The organism is Hassallia byssoidea VB512170, assembly GCF_000817785.2.
GTDB lineage: Bacteria > Cyanobacteriota > Cyanobacteriia > Cyanobacteriales > Nostocaceae > Hassallia > Hassallia carrinoi.
The window spans coordinates 40404-61327 of record NZ_JTCM02000022.1; the positions used below are offsets into that span (position 1 = coordinate 40404).

Genomic DNA, 20924 nt, shown 5'->3' on the forward strand with positions numbered 1-20924 from the left:
TTATACTCATCGACGAGTATCAGAAGGAGATTCATCAGTCTTTTATACTCATCGACGAGTATCAGAAGGAGATTCATCAGTCTTTTATACTCATCGATGAGTATTAATACTTGGTTGCTCTCAAATTGTTTTTTTAGTAAATAGATAAGTGTGGCAAAAGTTATTTCTTCTTTTACCCTCTTCGTAAGGGTTTGAGCGGTTTTAAATGCTTGGGATGAGCGGTAAACCGCTCACTACGAGTTTTTAATTACGATAGTGACGAACTACTTCTGCAACTGACCAAGCTTGAGCGATCGCACCTCTGGGATGATGAGGTTCATCACCATCAAAAATTTCCGATATTGAGCCAATACAAGCATCATTAAGGAAGTGATCTAACAACGGTTGCCAATCAAAGGGCAGAGGTTCTTCTGGGTAAAAACGTTCCCAAGCGCGGATAAATGGACCTATTAGCCAACTCCAAACGGTGCCTTGATGATAAGCGCGATCGCGCTGTTCTAAATTGCCTAAATATATACCTATATATTCGGGATCGCTTCTATCGAGACTGCGAAGACCATAGGGAGTAAGCAAGCAGGATGTTGCTTTATCAAGTATCTGACGCCCGTGCTGTTGAGAAAAGCCACAATGACGCAACGAAAGCGCTAAAACTGCATTTGGGCGAATTTGAGAATTTCGGCGATCGTCTGGCTCAATTGTGTCGTACAAATAGTCTAGCTGCGGATTCCAAAACTTTTGTAGAGAAAATTGTACCTGTTTGGCTTGCTCAATATAACGTCGCGCTTGCTTAATTAACCGCGTTGATTCCGCTGGTGGTTGTTGTTCGCTCAAGATTTCTGCCCACCGAGAAGCCCAACATAAAGCCGAATACCACAGCGCATTGATTTCTACTGGTTTACCGCGACGGGGAGTTACAGGCTGTCCTTCAACTACCGCATCCATCCAAGTCAGAGCTTCACCACGAGTATCCCAACTAACCAGCCCATCGGTAGAATCAACCTGGATATTATACCGCGTACCGCCGATAAACGCTTTGTGGATTTGCTGTACTACCGGATATTGTTCTGCTAAAAATTCCCAATCTTGAGTAGCTTCTAAGTAAAGTCCTAAAGTTTCAATCCACCATAGCGCTGCATCGATACTGTTATAAAACGGTTCCCCACCAACATCAGGAAATGCATTGGGAATCAAGCCGTAATGACAGTAACGCCCAAAAGTTTCCAAAAGTCCTTTTGCCAGTTCAAAGCGCTGCGGAACCAACGCTAAACCCGGTAAAGCAACCAAAGTATCGCGTCCCCAGTCATTGAACCAATGATAACCAGCAATCACAGTCGGTCCAGCAATAGAGGCTCGATAAACGATAAATTGATCGCTTGCTCGTAGTAGTTTTTGCCATGTTGGAGATGAGGGGATGGGGAGAGGGGGAGATGGGGGAGTGGGGGATGGGGAGAGGGGGGGACGACTTGGGGAGGGGGGGACGACTTGGGGAGTATTATTCAAAAATTCTCCTTGTCTTTTTGTCTCCTTGTCTTTTTGTCTTTTTGTCTCCTTGTCTCCTTGTCTCCTTGTCTCCCCCTCTCCCCTGTCTCCACATCCAAAAATCTGGGAAAGCCTTTCCTGTTCGGCTTCCAAAGCTTCTGCAAAGGTTTCTGAAGTGAGAACATCTGACGTAGGTTCGGGAAAACCTACCCGCGCTTCTAAAGTGACTGCATCTCCTCTATTGAGAGCGACTGTTAAATAACCAGGACTGAAGAAGTCTTCGCGATCGCCTAATCCCCGCTGCGTCTCTTCTAACAATTGATAATTCCAATACCAAACTGTGTCTGATTGATAATTTCCTTTTTGCCAGCGCAAATGCCAAGGTGTGCCAAAGTTGCCAGAATTTATCGCTTGCAGACACACTTGCTGTTGTCCTAGCATTTGCGAGAAGTGTAATTCTTCTGTTGCTTTTTGTTGATGATGAAAATCGCGATCGCCTATCAACAGTCGCAGCCTTAAAATCGCCGCATCCTTACCCTCATAGCGATAGTGAATTAAAATGCGATGACTCAAAGAGGAGGGGGCAGGGGGTGACAAGGAGGACAAGGAGGATGGGGGGGATGAGGGGGATGGGGGTGACAAGGAGGACAAGGAGGACAAGGAGGACAAGGAGGATGAGGAAGATATTGCTCCCTTGTCTCCCTTGTCTCCCTTGTCTCCCTTGTCTCCCTTGTCTCCCTTGTCTCCCTTGTCTTCCCATTCCCTACTCCCTACTCCCCATTCCCTACTCCCTACTCCCCATTCCCTACCATAAGGCATGAGCAATTGTCTGCTTAACTGCCAGTCATCCTCACCCCAAATCCATTTTGGGACTGGGTTAATATCAAAAGAGCGTTGCAATTTATATCCTGTTGGCTCAACTTGACCAGTACCCCAGAAATTTGTCCCTAGTGCCACTACCCGTCCCGGTAGTTCCAGACTGGCTTCTAGGTGCGAAAACAACAGGGTGCGTCCGGAAGGTGGACTGGTAGCGGCAATCAGCCAGCCGTGATAAGTGCGCGTGCGGACATCAGAAACTGTACCACTGGCAAAACTTCCCATGCCATTGGTCAGCAACCATTCTCTTGTATCTAAATCGTTCATTGGCTACTCAAAATCGTTATGACTATGATATAGTCGTAACAGATCGTAATTAAAACTGTGACAGCTCTTAAGGGTGAGTTTTATTGCTCTCCAAATTACTAAGCTGATAGACAAATATAAGTTCCAGGAGAATTAAGTAAATGCCCCTCACTTATTCAGCAGAAGGATGCCTTCGGGTAGGTCAACAAGCTCCCGACTTTACAGCAACCGCTGTGGTAGACCAGGAATTTCAAACAATTAAACTGTCCGAGTATCGCGGCAAGTATGTTGTCTTGTTTTTCTACCCTCTAGACTTTACCTTTGTTTGCCCGACAGAAATCACAGCATTTAGCGATCGCTACGAAGAATTCAAGAAACTGGACACGGAAATTCTTGGTGTTTCGGTTGATAGCGAGTTCTCCCATCTCGCTTGGATTCAGACCGATCGCAAGTCTGGTGGTGTCGGGGATCTCAACTATCCTCTAGTATCTGACATCAAGAAAGAAGTTAGCGCTGCTTACAACGTTCTTGATCCAGCAGCAGGTATTGCCTTGCGCGGTCTGTTCATCATCGATAAAGATGGTGTCATTCAACACGCTACCATCAACAACCTAGCTTTTGGTCGCAGCGTCGATGAAACTCTGCGGACATTGCAAGCAATTAGATACGTCCAGTCCCACCCCGACGAAGTTTGCCCTGCTGGTTGGCAACCCGGAGACGAGACAATGGTTCCCGACCCAGTGAAGTCCAAAGTGTACTTCTCCGCTGTCTAAATTTCGCAAAGAAGCGTCTTTAGTTGGGACAGTATACATAATAACCACAGATGAACACTCTTATAAACACGCAAGATAAATTAATTGGTGTTAAGTTCGGTGTTTATCTGTGGTTTTATTGTAAGAGAATGGTTATTAGTTGGTGGTTAGTAGTTAGTAGAATATCCCCGACTTATTTAAGAAGTTGGGGATATGAAAGTCTATAATTTTCCTAAATAAAATAATAGTTACTTACAAGAGACAACATAATGCTGACATCAAATGATTTTAGTGGCTTATTGAACGAGCGCTTCTTTCGCAACTTTCTACCAATTCCAGCGACAAATAAACTGTTTTTGGGAGTAGCAACACCAGATTTTCAACTACCAGATATTACCAACGGCACATTAGTAAAGTTATCGAATTATAGAGGTAATCAACCAGTATTACTTGCCTTTACACGCATCTTCACCGAAAAGCAATATTGCCCCTTATGCTTTCCTCATATCAAAGCATTAAATGAGAACTACGAGCAATTTAAAAATCGCGGTATAGAAGTTTTGATGATTAGCAGTACCGACGAACGGCAAAGTCAAATAGTTGTGAGAGATTTAAAATTAAAAATGCCTCTTTTGAGCGATCCCAGCTGCCGCACGTTTCGTACATATCAAACTGGGCAAGCATTAGGCGCACCTTTACCAGCGCAGTTTGTGTTAGATAAACAAGGCAGACTACGCTATCGGCATTTATTTTCCTTTTTAGATCATAACGCCAGCATTAAGACATTACTAGAGCAGTTTAATGAATCGTAGTAATCGCTTCAGCGATTCTTATTTCTACAATACTTTCAAGCACTGAAGTGCTTACTACATAATTAAGCTTACCCATAGTCTCCTCATGAAACGGTGAGGTTTTATCATGCTCAAGCTGTATAACTCAGCGATTTCGCCAAATTCGCGCCGTGTTTGGATTACCCTACTGGAGAAAAAACTTGAGTTTGAACTCGTAGAAGTGAAACTGGATGGCGAACAGTTTAAACCAGAGTTTTTAGCGCTTAACCCTTTTCACCACATTCCAGTATTGGTGGATGACGGCTTTAATTTAGTAGAATCCTTGGCAATTCTAGACTATTTAGAAGCAAAATATCCTACGCCTGCAATGTTGCCTAAAGATGCCAAGGATTTAGCAATTGTGCGAATGGTGGAACTGATAACAGTTAATGAATTGTTGCCTGGGACAACTCCACTGTTTCCAGTGATGTTAGGCTTGCCTGGAGATCCAGAAAAAATTGACCAAGCAAAGCAGAAAGCGTCAACAGTACTAAAGCTGTTTGAAAATTTACTTGACGATCGCCCTTACTTTGGCAGTGAAAATCTAACTCTTGCCGAACCTGTTGCTGGCACTATAGTACCCTTACTGGCAGGGCTTGGCGTGTCTTTGAGTGATTGTCCCAAATTGAGTGCTTGGTGCGATCGCTTGACGGCGCGTCCAACCTGGCAAACTACCCAACCAACCCCAGAGATAATTCAAGCCTTTAAGCCTATCTTCCAGGCTCGAATGGCGCGATAAAATAGTTGAAAAATTAAGCTAAATTCGTACCTAGCTAATGACTAGATGCGATGAATGATTATTGCAACCGCTGATATACGCAGATACACGCAGATTAAACAGATAAAAATCTGCCTTTATCCGCGTTTATCTGCGGTTAAAATTTTACAGCTTAACTTGCTGCAAATGACTGCGGGGATTGTAAGTACGGATAGCGCGGAGTTTTTCATAATATTCGCGCTCTTCTTGGCTGAGGTCTTTTGGGGGAGCGATCGCTACTTTCACCAACAGATCGGAGCGTCCACCCTTGGGTAGATGCCAACCTTTACCGCGCAACCGCAAAGATTGACCGGAACGCACTCCAGCGGGAAGCTTGACGTTAACCATACCATCGGGTGTGGGTACATCAATTGAGGCTCCCAAGGTGGCTTCATCTGGCGTAATTGGCACTTCGCACACCAAGTTATCGCCCTCAAATTGAAAGAACGAGTGCGGCTGAAGTTCTACGCGCAAGTATAAATCGCCTCGTTGTTGATTAAAGGGATTAACTTGACCTTTGCCACGCAAACGCAGACGAGTACCGGATTTAGCACCTGCGGGAATGCGGACATCAATAGTTTCGTTACCTAAACTGAAGCGTTTTTGGACACCGTGGAAAGCTTCGCCAAAAGTTAAAGCGATCGCTGCTTCGCTATCTTGTGCCGTAGCACCCGCACTCGCATCTTGAAAGCCAAAATCGTTAAAGCCACCAAAACCACTTTGTCCATTTGTGGAAGTGCTGTAAGAATAGCTTTGTTGTCTAGTACGGCTGCCTGTAGTGCCACCAAAGCGTCCTAGCAACTCATTGATAAACTCGTCAAAGCTGCCGTATTGACCGAAGTCAAAACCGCCCATATCGACACCAGCACCACCACCAGAGGGAAAGCCTTGACCAACCTTATTCCAGTATTGACCGAATTGGTCATACTTTTTACGTTTGTCTGCGTCTGACAAAACTTCGTAAGCTTCGTTAACTTCTTTGAAGCTTGCCTCTGCCTGTTTGTTGCCAGGATTGACATCAGGGTGATACTTACGCGCTAGTTTACGAAAAGCTTGTTTAATTTCTTCTGGAGTGGCAGTTTTATTAACTCCCAAAATTGCATAATAGTCTTTAAAATCGGTTGCAGCCATCTACCAGCCTCCTATAGAAATCCCTGTTATGTTTTTATGTAAGATATGAGATAAGCTGTTTGCCAGGTCTAATGCCCAGTAAACAAACCATGATTTTAAATTAACAAACATTAGCAAAAATCAAGTGGGGTTGTCGCTGACAGTATCAGGGCAATTCCCGTACTTTCGTGCTGGAGAAGCCGCAATACCCTACAAGGGTATCGCTGCCCCCTGCCCCCTGCCCCCTGCCCCTTTTCCTCTTCGATGACGCTACTTTCGTGCTGGGGAAAAGCAAATCAACTCGTCTAGTCCCTCCTCCAAGCTTGGGGGTGCATCCCGGAGTTGACGATGCATCCGAAAAATGACTTGTTCAGGAACCGGGTTCAGCCGCTTTTTATTGCGTGCCAAACACAGCCAAATCGGTGTATGCAGCCACATCCCGGTAATGTGAGTAAAGCCTAACTCGCGGGAAGTGTGGATTACCTCACGTCGATTGCGTCGTTGGGCATTAGTAGCATCATAAATTGCCGTGCTATTTGTAGCGATCGCCTGCTGAAGTTGCCGCTGAATCTCTCGCCAAACTCTCATCCACACTCCTTGAATTGCCTCATCACCAAAAAGCTGTCCCCGGATGGCATCGCTAGAAATCAGCTGCCTCTGGGGACACTCTAACAGTAATTGTTTCGCCAAAGTGGACTTACCGCTACCAGGAAGACCAATTAGCAACAAGAGTGCTGAGTGGGGGAGTGGGGAGAGGGGGGGACAAGGGGACAAGGGGACAAGGGGACAAGGAGGACAAGGGGACAGGGAGACAAGGAGACAAGGAGACAAGGAGAATAATTCTTCTTTCTCCCCCTCCCCCCCTCTCCCCCTCCCCCACTCCCCACTCCCCACTCCCCACTCCCCACTCAATACTTTTAAATTATCGTTCCATCAGCAATCACGGCATTTTTCAGCACAACGACGATTCCGCTACGGATGTAAAAGCCTTGACTTTCGCGTTCGGCTTCTTGCACGTTATCTTTATTGATAATTTGCACATCGCAGCCGATGCTGGCGTTTTTGTCAATGATGGCGCGGCGAATTGTGGTGTTAGCACCGATACCCAAGGGAACTTCACCATCTTGACAGTGTGTATGTCGTTCGGCGAATGCTTGATAAAAATCGGCTCCCATGATTAGAGTATCTTCAATAACGGAACCGGATTCAATGCGCGATCGCACTCCCAAAACCGAATGATCGATTCGGCAATTTTTCAAAATACAACCTTCACCTATCATCGATTGGGAAATCTGGCAATCTAATAGTTTACTCGGAGGTAAGTAACGAGCGCGGGTATAAATTGGAGATTTTTCATCATAAAAGCTAAAAGGTGGTAAGGGTTGCTGAGTCAGCGCCAAATTAGCATCATAAAATGATTCAATTGTTCCAATGTCTTCCCAGTAGCCATTAAATAAATAAGCTTGAACGTTGTGATCTTTAGCTGCATCCGGAATAATTTCTTTCCCAAAGTCAGTTTTTTCTAAAGATTCTTTCAACAACTTGATCAAAACGTCTTTTTTAAAGACATAAATCCCCATCGAAGCGATGTAGGGCTGCCGTTGAGCTTGTTCTGCTGATAAACCGAGTACACTTGTATCAACGCGCATCTGATATAAGTCATCGCCTTTGGGTTTTTCGCTAAAATCGATTACTCTACCAGACTGATCGATTTTCATCAAGCCAAAATCCGAAGCGCGGCGATCGTCCATCGGGATAACTGAGAGAGTAATATCAGCCCCAGTATCGCGATGACGCTGCACAAACTCGCGATAATCCATCCGGTACAAATGATCGCCTGATAGAATGAGAAATTCCTGTGCATCCCATTCTTGCAACAGCCAAATATATTGACGCACAGCATCCGCAGTCCCTTGGAACCAATTGGGATTTTCTGGCGTTTGCTGTGCGGCTAGCACTTCTACAAATCCTTCATTAAAACCAGAAAAGTTGTAAGTACGGGCAATGTGGCGGTTTAAAGAGGCTGAGTTGAATTGAGTCAGAACATAAATTTTGAATATTTCTGAATTTATGCAGTTACTGACAGGAATATCTATTAAGCGGTACTTTCCGGCTACGGGTACCGCTGGTTTAGCGCGTAATTTGGTAAGCGGATAAAGACGAGTACCCGCACCGCCACCGAGAATGATTGCTAATACTTTTTTCACAAAATTTCTCCCAACTGCCTTTCAACTCTCACATACAGTTTAGGACTGTCTGAGACAGCTGGTAAGGGGGGGATCGTATATTGTTCTAAGTTAACTTTGCGGGATGTTTCTAGTAAACAATGAGAAAGGTTATCGCGGCAAAAGCGATCGCCTGTATCAAATTGCGTTATTTATTATCAAAAGCGCACACGTTTCATACCATAGCCCTGATTAGCCAGATGCAATGTTTGCGACAGTTTCACATGTTGCACCCACGGCTGCTCAGACAATTGGGAAATAGCATTTGGAGACAGTGTTGCCGTGAATACATCTTTGCCACTAGTAACTCCACTGACACCTAAATTTTCTAAAGTGGCAGTTTCGGCATTTGAAACAGGCTTGGTATGGATGAAAACCTGCAAGCTAGGTTCATCTGTATTTTGAACGTCTTTAAGTGCCATAGACAGGGGGGCATCAAATTTTTGATAATTCATATTGCGACGACTCCCAGGTAAAATGGTAAAAAAGGTAGGAAAAAACCTACCCTATAGCCAAGCTATCAAATTTATCGATTGCGATCGCCTGTCTTTATACTGAAATCATCAACTGTGCTTCTATGCCTGTTTAAAGATTTTTGGCATCAATCAATCCAAAACCCCATTTACTATCAAACGTTCCCGCTGCTTTTTGGGGGATAGAACTATTTTTGCGTAACAATTCTTTCACCCCAGCTGGGTCAAGTTTGGGGTTACGTTGCAACAACAGTGCCACCAACCCAGTAACGAAAGGTGTTGCCATACTTGTGCCAGCGGAAACCACAAACTTAGAATTAATCATCGACGATCGCCCAAAACCTTGAGCAGTAGATGATAGTGTAGAAACAATCATCGCTCCTGGTGCTGCGACATCCGGCTTTTTGGCATCATTCCGCAGCGGACCTTCACTGCTAAAATCAGAAATATCATGCAATTCCAAGCCCACTTCTTGAGGTTTGGCATCAATATCTGTATATTTCACTTTCGTAGTGTAAGAAGCCACCGTAACCGCACTTTTAGCAGCTCCTGGGGAACCAATTTTCACAGCATCTTGCACGCTTTTACCGGTGAAGAATACCGCCGAGCTATCGTCTAGCGTCCACACATCCAAACGTGTTTCACTCGAACCTGTGTTACGTATCCGCAATTGCCAAATGCCGCCCATAACTGGCATTGTACCATTACCGCGAATTTGCACAAAGAAATTATGATCGCCGTTGATTGGATCGGGTCCTGGTGTGGCTATTTGCACCTGTGCATCTGCCAACTGGTAATCTTGAGTGGGATTGTCTTTGGTAATGATTTTTTGGAAGGGGGTAACAAAACCGTTAGGAGTCCGCACAGATACTTCTAATTGACCTTTGCCAGAATACCAACCGTTTAACCAGGCAATGCCTACTTGGTTTTGAGGAACATTCAAGCGGATAGTAGACATGCGACTGGTAGAGACTTTCGCTTGAGCGTGAATGTTGTCGTTACCCTCATTACCTGCGGCACAGCATACAATTCTTCCAGGACCGGTTTCCGCATCAATGATTTTTGATAAGGAGTCGCTGCCATCATGAGCATCAGCATGTCCACCCAAGCTTAAATTTACTACCGCTGGGCGTTTTAGTTCACTGGCAACGCGGAAAATGTAACGAACTGCATCGGCAATGTGAGCATCTTGTAAGTCGCTTTTGACGATGACTAATTCGGCTTTTGGTGCGACACCGCTATAAGTGCTGTCAGCAGCGGAGGCAATGCCGGCAACGTGAGTGCCGTGTCCTTCTATATCCTGAGAAATTGTCAGTTGGTCTTTGCTTAATTCTGCCCCGTAAGCACCTTCTTTAACACCCGGACCGGGTAGAGTTTGATCCCAAATGCGTAAAATTCGACCTTTAAACGCAGGGTGCTTCGGATCGATACCGGTATCTACAACACCGATGACGACTTTTTCTCCTGTGAGTCCGCTTTTGTTTTGAAACTCTGACACATGTACGTCTTTTTTTGCGACATCCATCCGCAGATGCATTTTGCGTGATGGCTTGATGCGATGGACTACAGCTTCTTCAGATAAGGGGTCTAAACTACTGAGGGGTAAAAAAGCTGTGCGGACACTTCCGGTGTTTTGGTTGACTTCGATACCTTGTTGTAGAAGGTGTCTTAAGTCAGCGTCTTCGTCGCAGTAAATAAAAACGATGCTCTTGGTTTGCGCTATAGCGCTTCTGGATGCCATGATACCAAGCGATCGCGTCTGTGGAATTAAAGCTTGCGCTCCTTCGCGTTGGTAGTCTTCATACGCTAACAGCAGACCAGGTGAAAGTTTTTGGTGTCTCATTTTTACCTCAAATTATGTTGAATTCCTGTAAGCAAAGTATTGATTTTAGCAGCATCAGCACTCCTCGCATTAATTCACGCTTTCATTTATAATTGCCACTAAAGAAAGAATTAACCGCAGATGAAGATAGATAAACGCCGATAAACGCAGATAAATTTGTACCTCAGCAGACTAGGAAAGGCTATAATTACCAAATTAAGCCATTAATAATTATAATCAGCAAAAAATGCTGCTTATAAGGATACTCGTTGAAAACCCTTGAAGATGTGGCACGTCATAGTGCCACATCTGTACTTTAGGCAAGGGATGAAAACGGTTAAAGGCGTTTACGCCTTTGTGGTGCAATGCCCTCTAATTAACTCTTCTAAATACTCGCGCTTCGCTAACCCCTTATTTTATAACACTTTTGGCTGAAAACCCCGAAATTAAAACCTAAAAACCCAAAAAGTTTTTAGGTTTTAATGTCTTTTAAGACGGGACGGGAAAGCGGTGCGGGGGATTTATCCCCCGCTTGATTTTGTGTTATCTTATTTTTAACAGGAACGGTAATCAACCTGTATAAAAACCTAACTGCTTAACAGCAATCTGTACCTTGACAATTGAATCTTGTTGGTTCTACTGCATTGTTCTAGTTTCCTCCTAGCAGTAGGTAAAAGATTCATAGGAACTAGACGACTGGTGAATTTTGAAACAAATCGTTTCAGTTAAACAGAACTTGCAGCAATGCAACTAGGGTAGGGCATACCCAAAGTTACGCTTGGGGAGAGTCCCACCTCTGGGGTAGGTAACGTAAGGAACCTAGTTTAAGTGGTCTCGTTGAACCAAGAATCCCCGTCGATTTATCGCGGGGAGTGTCAATGATTCAACACCAATCTTAGAGATTACGGAAAAACTTGAATAAGGTTATCAATAGTCAATAGTCAACGGTGGATTAAGCCTTGAGCATTGAACTTTAAGCCTTGAGCATTGAACTTTAAGCCTTGACCATTGAACTTTAAGTCTTGAGCTTTGAACTTTAAGCCTTGAGCTTTGAACTTTAAGTCTTGAGCTTTGAACTTTAAGCCTTGACCTTTGAACTTTAAGCCTTGACCTTTGAACTTTAAGCCTTGACCTTTGAACTTTAAGCCTTGACCTTTGAACTTTAAGCCTTGACCTTTGACTTTTGACTTTTGACTGATTATCTATCATAAGTGTGAGTTACAAATATGTAAGTATTTGTAACGATGTCTGTGAAGGTATATTGAGCGATTCATGGATATTCAAACACCAGACTGGGTTAAACATGCAGTTTTCTACCAAATTTTTCCAGATCGCTTTGCCAGAAGCAAACAGCCGCGCAAACGGCTTTCGCATGAAGCACGTTGGGAAGATTGGGAAGCAATACCTACACTCCAAGGTTACAAAGGCGGAGATTTGTGGGGTATTCTAGAGCAGCTGGACTACATACAAAATTTGGGCATTAACGCTATTTACTTTACGCCGATATTTCAATCGGCTAGCAATCACCGCTATCATACCCACGATTATTATCAGGTAGATCCGATGCTGGGGGGCAATGTCGCTTTTAAGGAATTGCTAGACGCAGCGCACGATCGCAATATCAAAGTTGTTTTGGATGGAGTTTTCAATCACTCCAGTCGCGGCTTTTTCTTTTTCCACGACGTTTTAGAAAATGGTCCTCATTCGCCTTGGGTAAATTGGTTTAAAATTGAAGACTGGCCCGTTTCGCCTTACAACGGTGAGTATCCGGCAAATTATGAAGGCTGGGGCGGAAATCGAGCCTTACCAGTATTTAACCACGATAACCCGGAAGTTCGGGAATATATCATGGAAATTGCCGAATATTGGATTAAATTAGGTGTTGACGGATGGCGGTTAGATGTGCCATTTGAAATAAAAACTCCTGGTTTTTGGCAAGAATTTCGCGATCGCGTTAAAGCGATCAATCCCGAAGCATACATTGTCGGGGAAGTTTGGGGAGATTCCCGCGAGTGGTTGGATGGTACGCAATTTGACGGAGTGATGAATTACTTGTTTGCAGGACCGACGATTGCTTTTGCGGCAGGCGATCGTGTAGACTTAGAACAAGTGCAAAGTCGCGACTACAAACCCTATCCACCCTTATTTGCCGCCGAGTACGCTGAAAAAATCCAAGAATTATTGGAACTTTATCCTTGGGAAATTCAGCTAACTCAACTAAATTTGCTTGCGAGTCACGATACAGCAAGATTGATGTCAATCGCTGGTGGTGATGTTGCCAGTGTAGATTTAGCAACTTTACTAGTATTAACCTTTCCCGGTGCGCCCAGCATTTACTATGGTGATGAAGTTGGTTTACCTGGTGCGATCGATCCAGACTCCCGTCGTGGTTTTCCTTTAGAAGCTAATTGGAATCGAGAAATTCTCAATACTCACCGTCAGTTAATTGCTTTACGCCATTCTTACCCATGTTTGCGTACAGGTGATTACCGAGTCTTGTACGCTCAAGGGGCACTTTACATCTTTGCGCGAACTTTGGGAACCGAGGAATTAATAATTGCAGTTAACGTTGGTACTGCGGAAGCAAAAGCAAAGTTAGAATCTGTAAATCTGCAATCTCAACCGGACAAACTTTTATTTGGCATCGCTGAAGTTGAGTGGAGTAATGAAGAAGATAAGCAACTTTCTTTGACTCTTCCCCCACGCAGTGCCTGCATTTTGGGTGTAGGTTAAACAATAAATAAAGATGGTAGGCAATGCTTACCATCTTTATTAGGTAATGGGTAATGGGGAATGGGTAATGGGTAATGGGGAATGGGGAATGGGGAATAGGGAGACAAGGGGACAAGGGGACAAGGGGACAAGGGGAGAAACCCAATTACCAATTACCAATTACCAATTACCAATTACCAATTACCAATTACCAATTACCAATTACCAACTGTATATCTAACCTAAGGAACTACCTGCTTGTTTCAGCAGAGAACCTAACTCTTCAGCTTGTGCGTTACCAGCACCAGCAGATGAAGTCTTTTCACCAAGGCTGTTTAACAGCTGACTTAATGAGTCAGGAGTAGCAGTAGCATTTAATAAAGATGCTTTGAGTTGACCTAAAGCGCTAGCAATTTCCGGTGCAGCATCCTTAAGTTCATTTTCCCAGCTTTCGATGTTGCTTACCGCCGCATCAGCTGGAATAGAAGTTATACCACTCTTTAAGGCTGAGATAGTTGCATTTAAATCGGCTGCCATGAGTAGATTCTCCATTAGTTAATTTACGGTATTTGTTTGTAAAAAAGGCATAGCAGTTGACAGCACCGATTACCGCTTTTTGAGCTGCTTTAATGTCTTCATGTTGTTAGTTGGAGCGTTGTTAGCTGTTAGTTGGAGGGTTGTTCTACTATCCACTAACCATTATCCACTATCTAATAACCATTTAGGAAGATGCCATGTAATCTTGACAACCTTCATCTAAAGACCAAGCTTTATAAGCAGTATCTGCAATGCGAACTCATGAATTTTTATAACAAACAGCATTGATAGTATTAATTTTTGTGAGCTAATTACATCTATCTTTGGGGTAAGTTATAGTATTCATTGATACAATTTATTTTTCAATTGCCGCAAAAAACGCAGAAACCCGGTTTCTTAGAGAAACCGGGTTTGACAAGGCGGGTATCTTTTTTACTTAAGTAGTGAGCGGTTTACCGCTCAAAGCAAGGATTTTAAGGGCTAAAGCCCTTACTACGTTAAAGAGCGTTTACTTATGCCCATCTACTTACAATAAAATTGCTATATCACATATTGCCAGAGTAAACATTCTAGGAACCAGCAACCATAGCAGGCATTAACACTTGGTCAATAACATGAATTACCCCATTGTCGGTGAGGATGTCCATTTTTAGGACATTGGCATCATTGACTTTTATTTTGCCGTCAGCAGACTCGATCGCCAAAACTGAACCCTCAACCGTCTCTGCTTCTTCAATTTGCGCTAAGTCGTCAGACCTAACATCGCCAAAACTGACATGATAGGCGACAATCTTTTTTAGCTTGGGGATATCTTGCAGCAACGCATCTAAAGTTCCTTCGGGTAGCTTGGCAAAAGCTTCATCAGTAGGTGCAAAGACTGTATAGGAACCAGGAGTATTGAGAATTTCTTCATCGAGTTTAGTAGCTTTAACAGCCTTTAACAGAGTGTTGAAGTTTCCAGCTTGGACAGCAGTTTCCACAAGATTAGCCATGCGATCGCTTTGATTAATTAATTTGGTGTTACAAGTTACTTATAAATAGACAATCATCCTATTAACCTCTATCAACAGAGCAGTATATCTATCAGTGCTGCTAAACTGGGGAAGACCCCAAGAACCACCGACTATGCTAAAGCGTTCTAAATTCGAGACAACTCAGTCCCAAATTATGCACCGTGCTGAGGATCTGATTAGTGCAGCTTCAAATCGCTACCGCATCACGGTTCAGGTGGCAAATCGTGCCAAACGCCGGCGTTATGAAGACTTTGAAAATAATGAAGATATAATGATGAAGCCAGTACTCCGGGCAATTATCGAGATGTCTGATGAACTTACTCAACCAGAAATTATTGGCGAATTATAAAAAACGCCTCCAGAAAGGTAGGATGAGCAAAAAATCATCGTTCATTCAACCGTACTTGCAAGCACTCACTGCCTTAATGGTAGTGAGTTTGCTTGTTTTCGGTTCAGGGGTGGGCAAATTAATTCACACAAATTTCTTTGGTATCCAACCTGCCGTAGCCCAAAGAATTAGTCCGGGTGAAGTTTGGCAAAAAGTATATCAGCAATTGCCCGACTTTCCACGAGAAAATAAGTACATCAATAAAGAAACTGGCAAAGTTGCCGAAAACAATACTCTAGCAAGTCGCCTGCTCAGATATCATGTTTATGTAAAAGAACGTGCGCCAAATTATCGATTCGATTGGAAGTTAACTTTGGCAGATTACCTGGGTGCAAATGAAGTTATGTATGTGACGACATATCCAGGTAATGACACTTTACGGCAAAATCCTTTAGAAGGCGACAAAGCAGCCATTTCCCGTCTTAACATTAGCCAGCGAAACGCCTTAGTGCAAGTCTTAGTCAACATCTTTACTAGGAATTAGGGAATGGGTAATGGGGAATGGGGAGTGGGGAATGGGGAGTGGGGAATGGGGAGTGGGGAATGGGGAGTGGGGAATGGGGAGTGGGGAATGGGGAATGGGGAATGGGTAATGGGTAATGGGTAATGGGGAATGGGTAATGGGGAATGGAAAGAATCTCTCATTCCAATTCGCAATTACCAATTCGCAATTACCAATTCGCAATTATGCAACGTTTAATAAAAAGTGGATCTGATTGGCGTATTGGCTGGAATCCTAACGCACCTGAATTTAAAGGTTTGGTGGGTACAGATGATTGGGCGATCGAATTAACCGAAGCTGAGTTAAATGACTTTTGTCGGCTACTAGCGCAGCTAGCAGACACGATGAAGCAACTAAAAGACGAATTGATGGATGAAGAGAAAATCGCCTGCGAAGCCGAAAGCGATTTATTATGGATGGAAGTTGAAGGCTATCCCCACGCCTACAGCTTGCGCTTTATCCTCAATACAGGGCGTTGTGTAGAAGGTAAATGGAATGCTGACGCTGTTGCTGGCTTGCTGCAAGCAGCTGCAACGCTGAAAGTATTTTGAATCAATCTTGATTGTTATTTTTCTTTTAACTTATGCTATAATGGCAAAGTTAAGTTGATTTTAGATTCAAAACTGGAAAAATCCCAAATCCCAAATCTGAAATCTAAAATCCAAAATCAAATTAACGGGGCGTAGCGCAGCTTGGTAGCGCGCCACTTTGGGGTAGTGGAGGTCGTGGGTTCGAATCCCGCCGCTCCGATTGATAAAGTAAATATTTACAAAGCAGTGTAAGCTGTAGTGTGGGCAATGTCCAAGCTACAGTTTTTTAGTAATTCTTAATCCAAAATCGGTATGACATCCGCACCCAAACTACTCACCGATCCGTTTCTGCAACTACCTAGGGAAACTTCAGTACGAGTTGTTTGGTTTACCGAGTTTCCCGGTCAACACACAGTCACTTATGGCGAAAATCTCGATAAAATAGCCGTTGCTACTACAACTAAACTCAGTCGCACGCGGGAAGACCAAAACTCGCAAGTAGCAAATCAAACTGAATATCAACAACCTGTCAAACGCGATATTTGGCGACACGAAGCTGAGGTTACTGCTTTAACTTGCGGTGTGCGGGTTCCTTACCGCATCACGAGTGTGCGGGAAGATGGTGAGAGTGTTAGCAGCGATGTGTTTACCCTTGCACCTTTGCCAAAACCAGGTACACCTCTGAAAATTTTACTTACTTCTGACCATCAAATCAAGCCGATGGTAGCAGCAAATCTGCAATCATGTGTGGAGACGGTTGGACGAGTGGATGCAGTTTGGTTTGCGGGTGATTTGGTGAATGTAAGCGATCGCGCTAGTGAATGGTTTGATGATAATCGCGGTGGTGCTTTCTTTCCGTGTTTGCAAGGTCGTGCTAATTATAAAATAGATAATACATATTACACTGGCGGGCAAATAATTCAACATGCACCAATGTTTACTTGCATCGGTAATCATGAAATTATGGGACGTGTCAGAACAGAAAGTTTAAATGATGAATTTAATGATACGATTCCTCGTACAGTTGCCCAAAAGTTATACGGTGAATCTCTGAAAGATAATTCTTTTAACACCGATACTTACGAAGAGATTTTCACCCTACCGCAAAGTAAAGAAGGTGGTAAAACTTATTATGCAACTAGCTTTGGTGATGTGCGTCTAGTAGTACTTTATGCGACAAATATGTGGCGAACTCCTAACATGGATGCAGACGCAAAAGGCAGGTATCGGGAAAAAGAAGCCGATTTCAAGACAAGTGAAAATTGGGGTTACGGACAGCATATTTATGAGGCGATCGCTAAAAATAGCAAGCAATATAATTGGCTAGTGCAAGAACTAAATAGCTTAGAGTTTCAACAAGCAAAATACAAAGTTGTCATGTTGCATCATCCCCCCCATTCTTTGGGTGGTAACGTTGTCCCGGCTTACACCGAGCCAGTGCAGATAATTGAACGCGATGAAGATGGTAATATTAAAGCAGTGCGTTATGAATATCCCAAAAATGCAGATTATATTATTCGGGATGTTATACCGTTACTAGAAGCGGCTGAAGTGCAATTTGTATTTTATGGGCATTCGCATTTGTGGAACCGCTTTGTTAGTCAATCGGGAATGCACTTTTTAGAAACATCTAATGTTGGTAATTCTTACGGTGCCCACTGGGGTGAAAACAAGCGAGAAGTGCCAATTGGCTATCAAGAAGATTATGCGGAAGTTGGCGATCCAAATGATTTAGAACCAATTATACCATCAATTGCCCCGCTGTTAGGTGAAGATGGTAAACCTTTGCCTTATATTGCCAGTAATGACATCACCGTTTTTAGCATGTTCGACACAGGAACGGGTACAATTAGCAGCTATCGTTTTGATACTCGCAAACCGAATTCGGAAGTAGTTAAGTTTGATGAATTTAAGTTGAAATAGTTGCTTATTTAGTCTAGGTCAATGCCAAGCATTCGCAATCTTTCAGCCAATTGTTCAGCGCGTTGTCGTTCTTGTTGTAACTCTATAGTTTGCTGTTCTAAGTCTAATTGTGCCTGTAATGCCGCTTCTTCAGGTGTTGGTACTAAACTACCATTCGCGGTAAAGTAGCGCAGTTTGCCTGACTCTATACCCAAATATAAGCTTAACTCCTGACTCCAGCGCCAACCATTGCTATTTGCCGCAATTTCTTCATATTCACTTCCAACTAGTTTAAATCCGGCAAATTCTAACGTGTCAGGTGAAAAGTAGAAATATTCTGGTGTGTGGAAAGAGTTTTGATACAGGTTTTTTTTCAAATTTCGGTCTGTGTCAGCAGTGCTAGTCGATAATAATTCGATAATCAAATTGGGATATTTGCCGTCTTCTTCCCAAACTACCCAAGAGTTGCGGGGACGCTTTTGAGTTTGTTTGACTAAGAAAAAATCGGGACCGCGAAAATCACGATTTCGCAGTTGCTGGCGACTAAAATAAATGGTAAGATTAGCACCGATGAAATAATCATTTTTGTCGCGCCACAGCCAATCTAAGCAAGTGACAAGCAACAATAGCTGCATATAGTGGAGAGAACTTTCCATTTCTGGCTCATCGCTGTATAACTGACTTGCATCAGGCATCATTGCTTCTAATTGCTGTGCAGTTAAAGCCATTTGGTTGTACCTTACAACATTTATGGGGCTAGTTTATATTATCATCGCACATAAGCGCGATAAGCGAATGGTGGTATCTTAGTAGTTCAGTTTTCAAAGAAAGAGCTTTAATCGAAGAGCGAGCCTATGACACACCGTAGGCGATCGCGAAAACGAAAATAAATTTTATTTACATTTATTGTAATCAAGTCTCTTCGGATGAAAGATAATTGAAACGTCCAGACGTGCCAATGCATATATTGCGAGCGTTTTTCTGCGCTTGGCAAACCAAACGCCATCGCATGTGCCAGTTGCGCTCATTCCTGGTTTTGCCTTTGCAAATTGCAGCATAGTTTGCACCAAATCAGAATCTACCAAGGCTTGGTTAGCATTTAAAAAAGAACTTTTTGCGCTTCTTTCTATTTCCGCCAAAAATACTACTTCACCTCTCGCACACGTACCGATACCTGATTTGGATACCCAAATGTAAGAACTGGATAGCTCTCCATACTGATGTAATCTCCACGGTGAATTTGTTCATCTCCATGAAGAGAGACGTGTACGCGGATTGAATAACTTGCCTGTTTATTTGAAGTCTCACTTTTTAGGGCAAATTTGACTTGATTCTCAGTCCCCACTTCATGGGAAATATCAGGAATCACTTGTTTGGCGATAATCTTAGAAGGAGCATCCAGAGAACTCACATCTTCAAGGTACACATTCACTTTGGCTCCAGAAAATGAATCCAAGTCTTCAGAGAAAAGGATTTCGCCTGTTACGAGCAAAGACGCATTATTTGACGACATTTGCGTTTATTAAAAAACAGAGTAGCTGCCTCAAATCCGAGTCTCAGTAGTCCGAAAATTGACAGGAGAAGTTTTGCCAGCGAATTGATGGCTGAAAACTTAATTCTTCGGATGGGAGTTTTCGATTCCTGACTACTGAGTTTAGCCTAGCAGTTATACGGAGACATCCTCAAGTTAAGGAAGGTAGACTACCTGACCCGGTTGCAAATTATTAGCCTCCTGTTCTGTAAAAGAGCCGCCATTGGCTGATTTCATGATTTCACGCCAACGGTTGCCATCACCTAACTCTCGTTCAGCAACTAAATAAAGTGTATCTCCCTGTTTTATGGTATACGGACGTAACTGAGGAGTTGTCCCTGGATAGAGAAATCGGATAGTAGCTATATCGCCATTGCTAAGACCATTTCTTTGCCCGATGGGTCTTCCAGATGAAACGGTTGTAATTGTTGGTTGACCGTTTTTAGAAAAAGCTGTCGATCCGTAATGCATGATCGAGTCATAATCGTAAGCGCCGTGGTCATCACCGTCATTGATGTGTTGGTTAAAGTTATGCTGGTGGTCAGGCTCAATGTTCTGCCAGTGAATTTGAATGTGTCTATCCCTATCTTCTCGACTTTGTTCGTGCCAAAGCCCCAATGCATGACCAATTTCGTGGATTGTAGCACCCAAGCCGCAACCATTGGCTAGAGTAATATGTTGTTCGCCCCCCCGCATACCTATAACAGACGAGCAGCCTTTACCAGGTCGGAAGCGAATGTAGTTCGGATACTGACTTGCATTGCTGCTTGTTCGATGCACGAACCTGATGGAGGTTTTCTCTTGCCAGTGAGCGATCGCATTTCTTACGCGCTCCTGATTGGGGAGATTAGGATCGATTTCATACGGCACAATACCATTAGTCCAGCGGTACTGCTGTCCAGGGATGAACAGACCGCGTGTACCAGCATCTTCTTCAATATCTTGCCCAGTCCGGATAGCAGCAGTTTTCTTTTCCATTTCTTCAACGGTGCCGAGGACGATACAGCCTTCAAAAATGGCTAGCCCATCGACGACCGAGTACTGAACTGCCTTATTCTTAAAGGTAGCTCCAGATATGAAACCTGTGCGAATATCGTTACTCTTCAGTAATCCATCAAAGTTGGTTGCGTCTTCATTGTTACTCATGATTTTCTCTTCTTTGAAGTTGAGTTTTATTGCTAAGTGAAAAATGACTTTTCGGCGATTTGTAACCAAAGCTCTGTCACACAACTACTGTCA

Annotated in this window: 22 protein-coding genes and 1 tRNA gene; 10 read left to right on the forward strand and 13 right to left on the reverse strand. The window is 43.5% G+C overall.

The window, feature by feature from the left end; translation table 11 throughout:
* Positions 1-243: 243 nt before the first annotated feature.
* Entirely contained in the window at positions 244-2622 is a 2379-nt protein-coding gene (locus PI95_RS12550; protein ID WP_039741940.1) for an amylo-alpha-1,6-glucosidase, read from the reverse strand.
* A 140-nt stretch (positions 2623-2762) separates the two neighbouring features.
* Here PI95_RS12550 and PI95_RS12555 point away from each other — a divergent pair, with 140 nt between their 5' ends.
* From PI95_RS12555 to PI95_RS12565, 3 genes are all read left to right on the forward strand, one after another.
* The gene (locus tag PI95_RS12555; protein WP_039741942.1) at positions 2763-3374 is read left to right on the forward strand and encodes a peroxiredoxin; all 612 of its coding nucleotides are present in this window, start codon (positions 2763-2765) and stop codon (positions 3372-3374) included.
* Positions 3375-3622: 248 nt separating this feature from the next.
* On the forward strand, positions 3623-4165 hold the full coding sequence (locus PI95_RS12560) for a peroxiredoxin family protein (protein WP_039741944.1): 543 nt from the start codon (positions 3623-3625) through the stop codon (positions 4163-4165).
* A 106-nt stretch (positions 4166-4271) separates the two neighbouring features.
* Positions 4272-4922 carry a glutathione S-transferase family protein gene (locus PI95_RS12565; RefSeq protein ID WP_039741945.1) on the forward strand — a complete coding sequence of 217 codons (651 nt, stop codon included), beginning with the start codon at positions 4272-4274 and terminating at the stop codon, positions 4920-4922.
* A 144-nt stretch (positions 4923-5066) separates the two neighbouring features.
* On the opposite strand, the gene PI95_RS12570 is transcribed toward PI95_RS12565, so the two are convergent.
* The 5 genes from PI95_RS12570 to PI95_RS12590 all read right to left on the reverse strand — a co-directional run bounded on the left by PI95_RS12570 (position 5067) and on the right by PI95_RS12590 (position 10591).
* On the reverse strand, positions 5067-6071 hold the full coding sequence (locus tag PI95_RS12570; protein WP_039741947.1) for a DnaJ C-terminal domain-containing protein: 1005 nt from the start codon (positions 6069-6071) through the stop codon (positions 5067-5069).
* Positions 6072-6320: 249 nt separating this feature from the next.
* A complete protein-coding gene (locus PI95_RS12575; RefSeq protein WP_052324905.1) occupies positions 6321-6824 on the reverse strand; it encodes an AAA family ATPase in 504 nt (167 codons plus the stop codon).
* A 143-nt stretch (positions 6825-6967) separates the two neighbouring features.
* The gene (locus PI95_RS12580) at positions 6968-8257 is read right to left on the reverse strand and encodes a glucose-1-phosphate adenylyltransferase (protein WP_039741952.1); all 1290 of its coding nucleotides are present in this window, start codon (positions 8255-8257) and stop codon (positions 6968-6970) included.
* Between the two features lie 176 nt (positions 8258-8433).
* Positions 8434-8730: a hypothetical protein gene (locus tag PI95_RS12585; RefSeq protein WP_039741955.1), complete on the reverse strand. Its 297-nt coding sequence runs from the start codon at positions 8728-8730 to the stop codon at positions 8434-8436.
* A 130-nt stretch (positions 8731-8860) separates the two neighbouring features.
* Positions 8861-10591: a S8 family peptidase gene (locus tag PI95_RS12590; RefSeq protein ID WP_039741957.1), complete on the reverse strand. Its 1731-nt coding sequence runs from the start codon at positions 10589-10591 to the stop codon at positions 8861-8863.
* A 1251-nt stretch (positions 10592-11842) separates the two neighbouring features.
* Here PI95_RS12590 and PI95_RS12595 point away from each other — a divergent pair.
* Positions 11843-13303, forward strand: coding sequence for a glycoside hydrolase family 13 protein (locus tag PI95_RS12595; RefSeq protein ID WP_039741959.1), 1461 nt, complete (start codon positions 11843-11845; stop codon positions 13301-13303).
* Positions 13304-13349: 46 nt separating this feature from the next.
* Positions 13350-13523, forward strand: a complete 174-nt coding sequence (locus PI95_RS35190; RefSeq protein WP_201280425.1) for an alpha/beta hydrolase — start codon at positions 13350-13352, stop codon at positions 13521-13523.
* Here PI95_RS35190 and PI95_RS35195 read toward each other — a convergent pair.
* Together PI95_RS35195 and PI95_RS12605 are read right to left on the reverse strand one after the other, a co-directional pair.
* A complete protein-coding gene (locus PI95_RS35195) occupies positions 13520-13819 on the reverse strand; it encodes a hypothetical protein (RefSeq protein ID WP_039741961.1) in 300 nt (99 codons plus the stop codon). The two genes, PI95_RS35190 and PI95_RS35195, sit on opposite strands and share 4 nt — an antisense overlap.
* Before the next feature lie 569 nt (positions 13820-14388).
* Positions 14389-14811: a fasciclin domain-containing protein gene (locus PI95_RS12605; RefSeq protein WP_039741963.1), complete on the reverse strand. Its 423-nt coding sequence runs from the start codon at positions 14809-14811 to the stop codon at positions 14389-14391.
* Between the two features lie 133 nt (positions 14812-14944).
* On the opposite strand from PI95_RS12605, the gene PI95_RS12610 reads away from it, so the two are divergent.
* Both PI95_RS12610 and PI95_RS12615 read left to right on the forward strand, forming a co-directional pair.
* Positions 14945-15181, forward strand: coding sequence for a DNA-directed RNA polymerase subunit omega (locus PI95_RS12610; RefSeq protein ID WP_039741965.1), 237 nt, complete (start codon positions 14945-14947; stop codon positions 15179-15181).
* A 22-nt stretch (positions 15182-15203) separates the two neighbouring features.
* Positions 15204-15704 carry a hypothetical protein gene (locus PI95_RS12615; RefSeq protein ID WP_039741968.1) on the forward strand — a complete coding sequence of 167 codons (501 nt, stop codon included), beginning with the start codon at positions 15204-15206 and terminating at the stop codon, positions 15702-15704.
* Here PI95_RS12615 and PI95_RS12620 read toward each other — a convergent pair.
* On the reverse strand, positions 15701-15865 hold the full coding sequence (locus tag PI95_RS12620; protein ID WP_163518841.1) for a hypothetical protein: 165 nt from the start codon (positions 15863-15865) through the stop codon (positions 15701-15703). The genes PI95_RS12615 and PI95_RS12620 overlap by 4 nt on opposite strands.
* A gap of 42 nt (positions 15866-15907) precedes the next feature.
* Between PI95_RS12620 and PI95_RS12625 the strand changes: the two genes are divergently transcribed.
* The 3 genes from PI95_RS12625 (at position 15908) to PI95_RS12635 (ending at position 18175) form a co-directional block, all read left to right on the forward strand.
* Entirely contained in the window at positions 15908-16273 is a 366-nt protein-coding gene (locus tag PI95_RS12625; RefSeq protein WP_039743892.1) for a DUF1818 family protein, read from the forward strand.
* A 125-nt stretch (positions 16274-16398) separates the two neighbouring features.
* Positions 16399-16472 (forward strand) — tRNA-Pro (locus tag PI95_RS12630).
* Positions 16473-16564: 92 nt separating this feature from the next.
* Positions 16565-18175: a metallophosphoesterase family protein gene (locus tag PI95_RS12635; protein ID WP_039741970.1), complete on the forward strand. Its 1611-nt coding sequence runs from the start codon at positions 16565-16567 to the stop codon at positions 18173-18175.
* A gap of 8 nt (positions 18176-18183) precedes the next feature.
* On the opposite strand, the gene PI95_RS12640 is transcribed toward PI95_RS12635, so the two are convergent.
* The 4 genes from PI95_RS12640 to legP form a co-directional block, all read right to left on the reverse strand.
* On the reverse strand, positions 18184-18882 hold the full coding sequence (locus tag PI95_RS12640; RefSeq protein ID WP_039741973.1) for a Uma2 family endonuclease: 699 nt from the start codon (positions 18880-18882) through the stop codon (positions 18184-18186).
* Between the two features lie 165 nt (positions 18883-19047).
* Positions 19048-19293, reverse strand: coding sequence for a hypothetical protein (locus tag PI95_RS12645; protein ID WP_039741975.1), 246 nt, complete (start codon positions 19291-19293; stop codon positions 19048-19050).
* Positions 19294-19298: 5 nt separating this feature from the next.
* A complete protein-coding gene (locus tag PI95_RS12650) occupies positions 19299-19667 on the reverse strand; it encodes a YbaY family lipoprotein (RefSeq protein WP_039741977.1) in 369 nt (122 codons plus the stop codon).
* Positions 19668-19841: 174 nt separating this feature from the next.
* Positions 19842-20831 (reverse strand): Dot/Icm T4SS effector Zinc-dependent metalloprotease LegP, encoded by a 990-nt coding sequence (gene legP, locus PI95_RS12655; RefSeq protein ID WP_039743894.1) that lies wholly within the window; start codon positions 20829-20831, stop codon positions 19842-19844.
* Between the last annotated feature and the right edge of the window lie 93 nt (positions 20832-20924).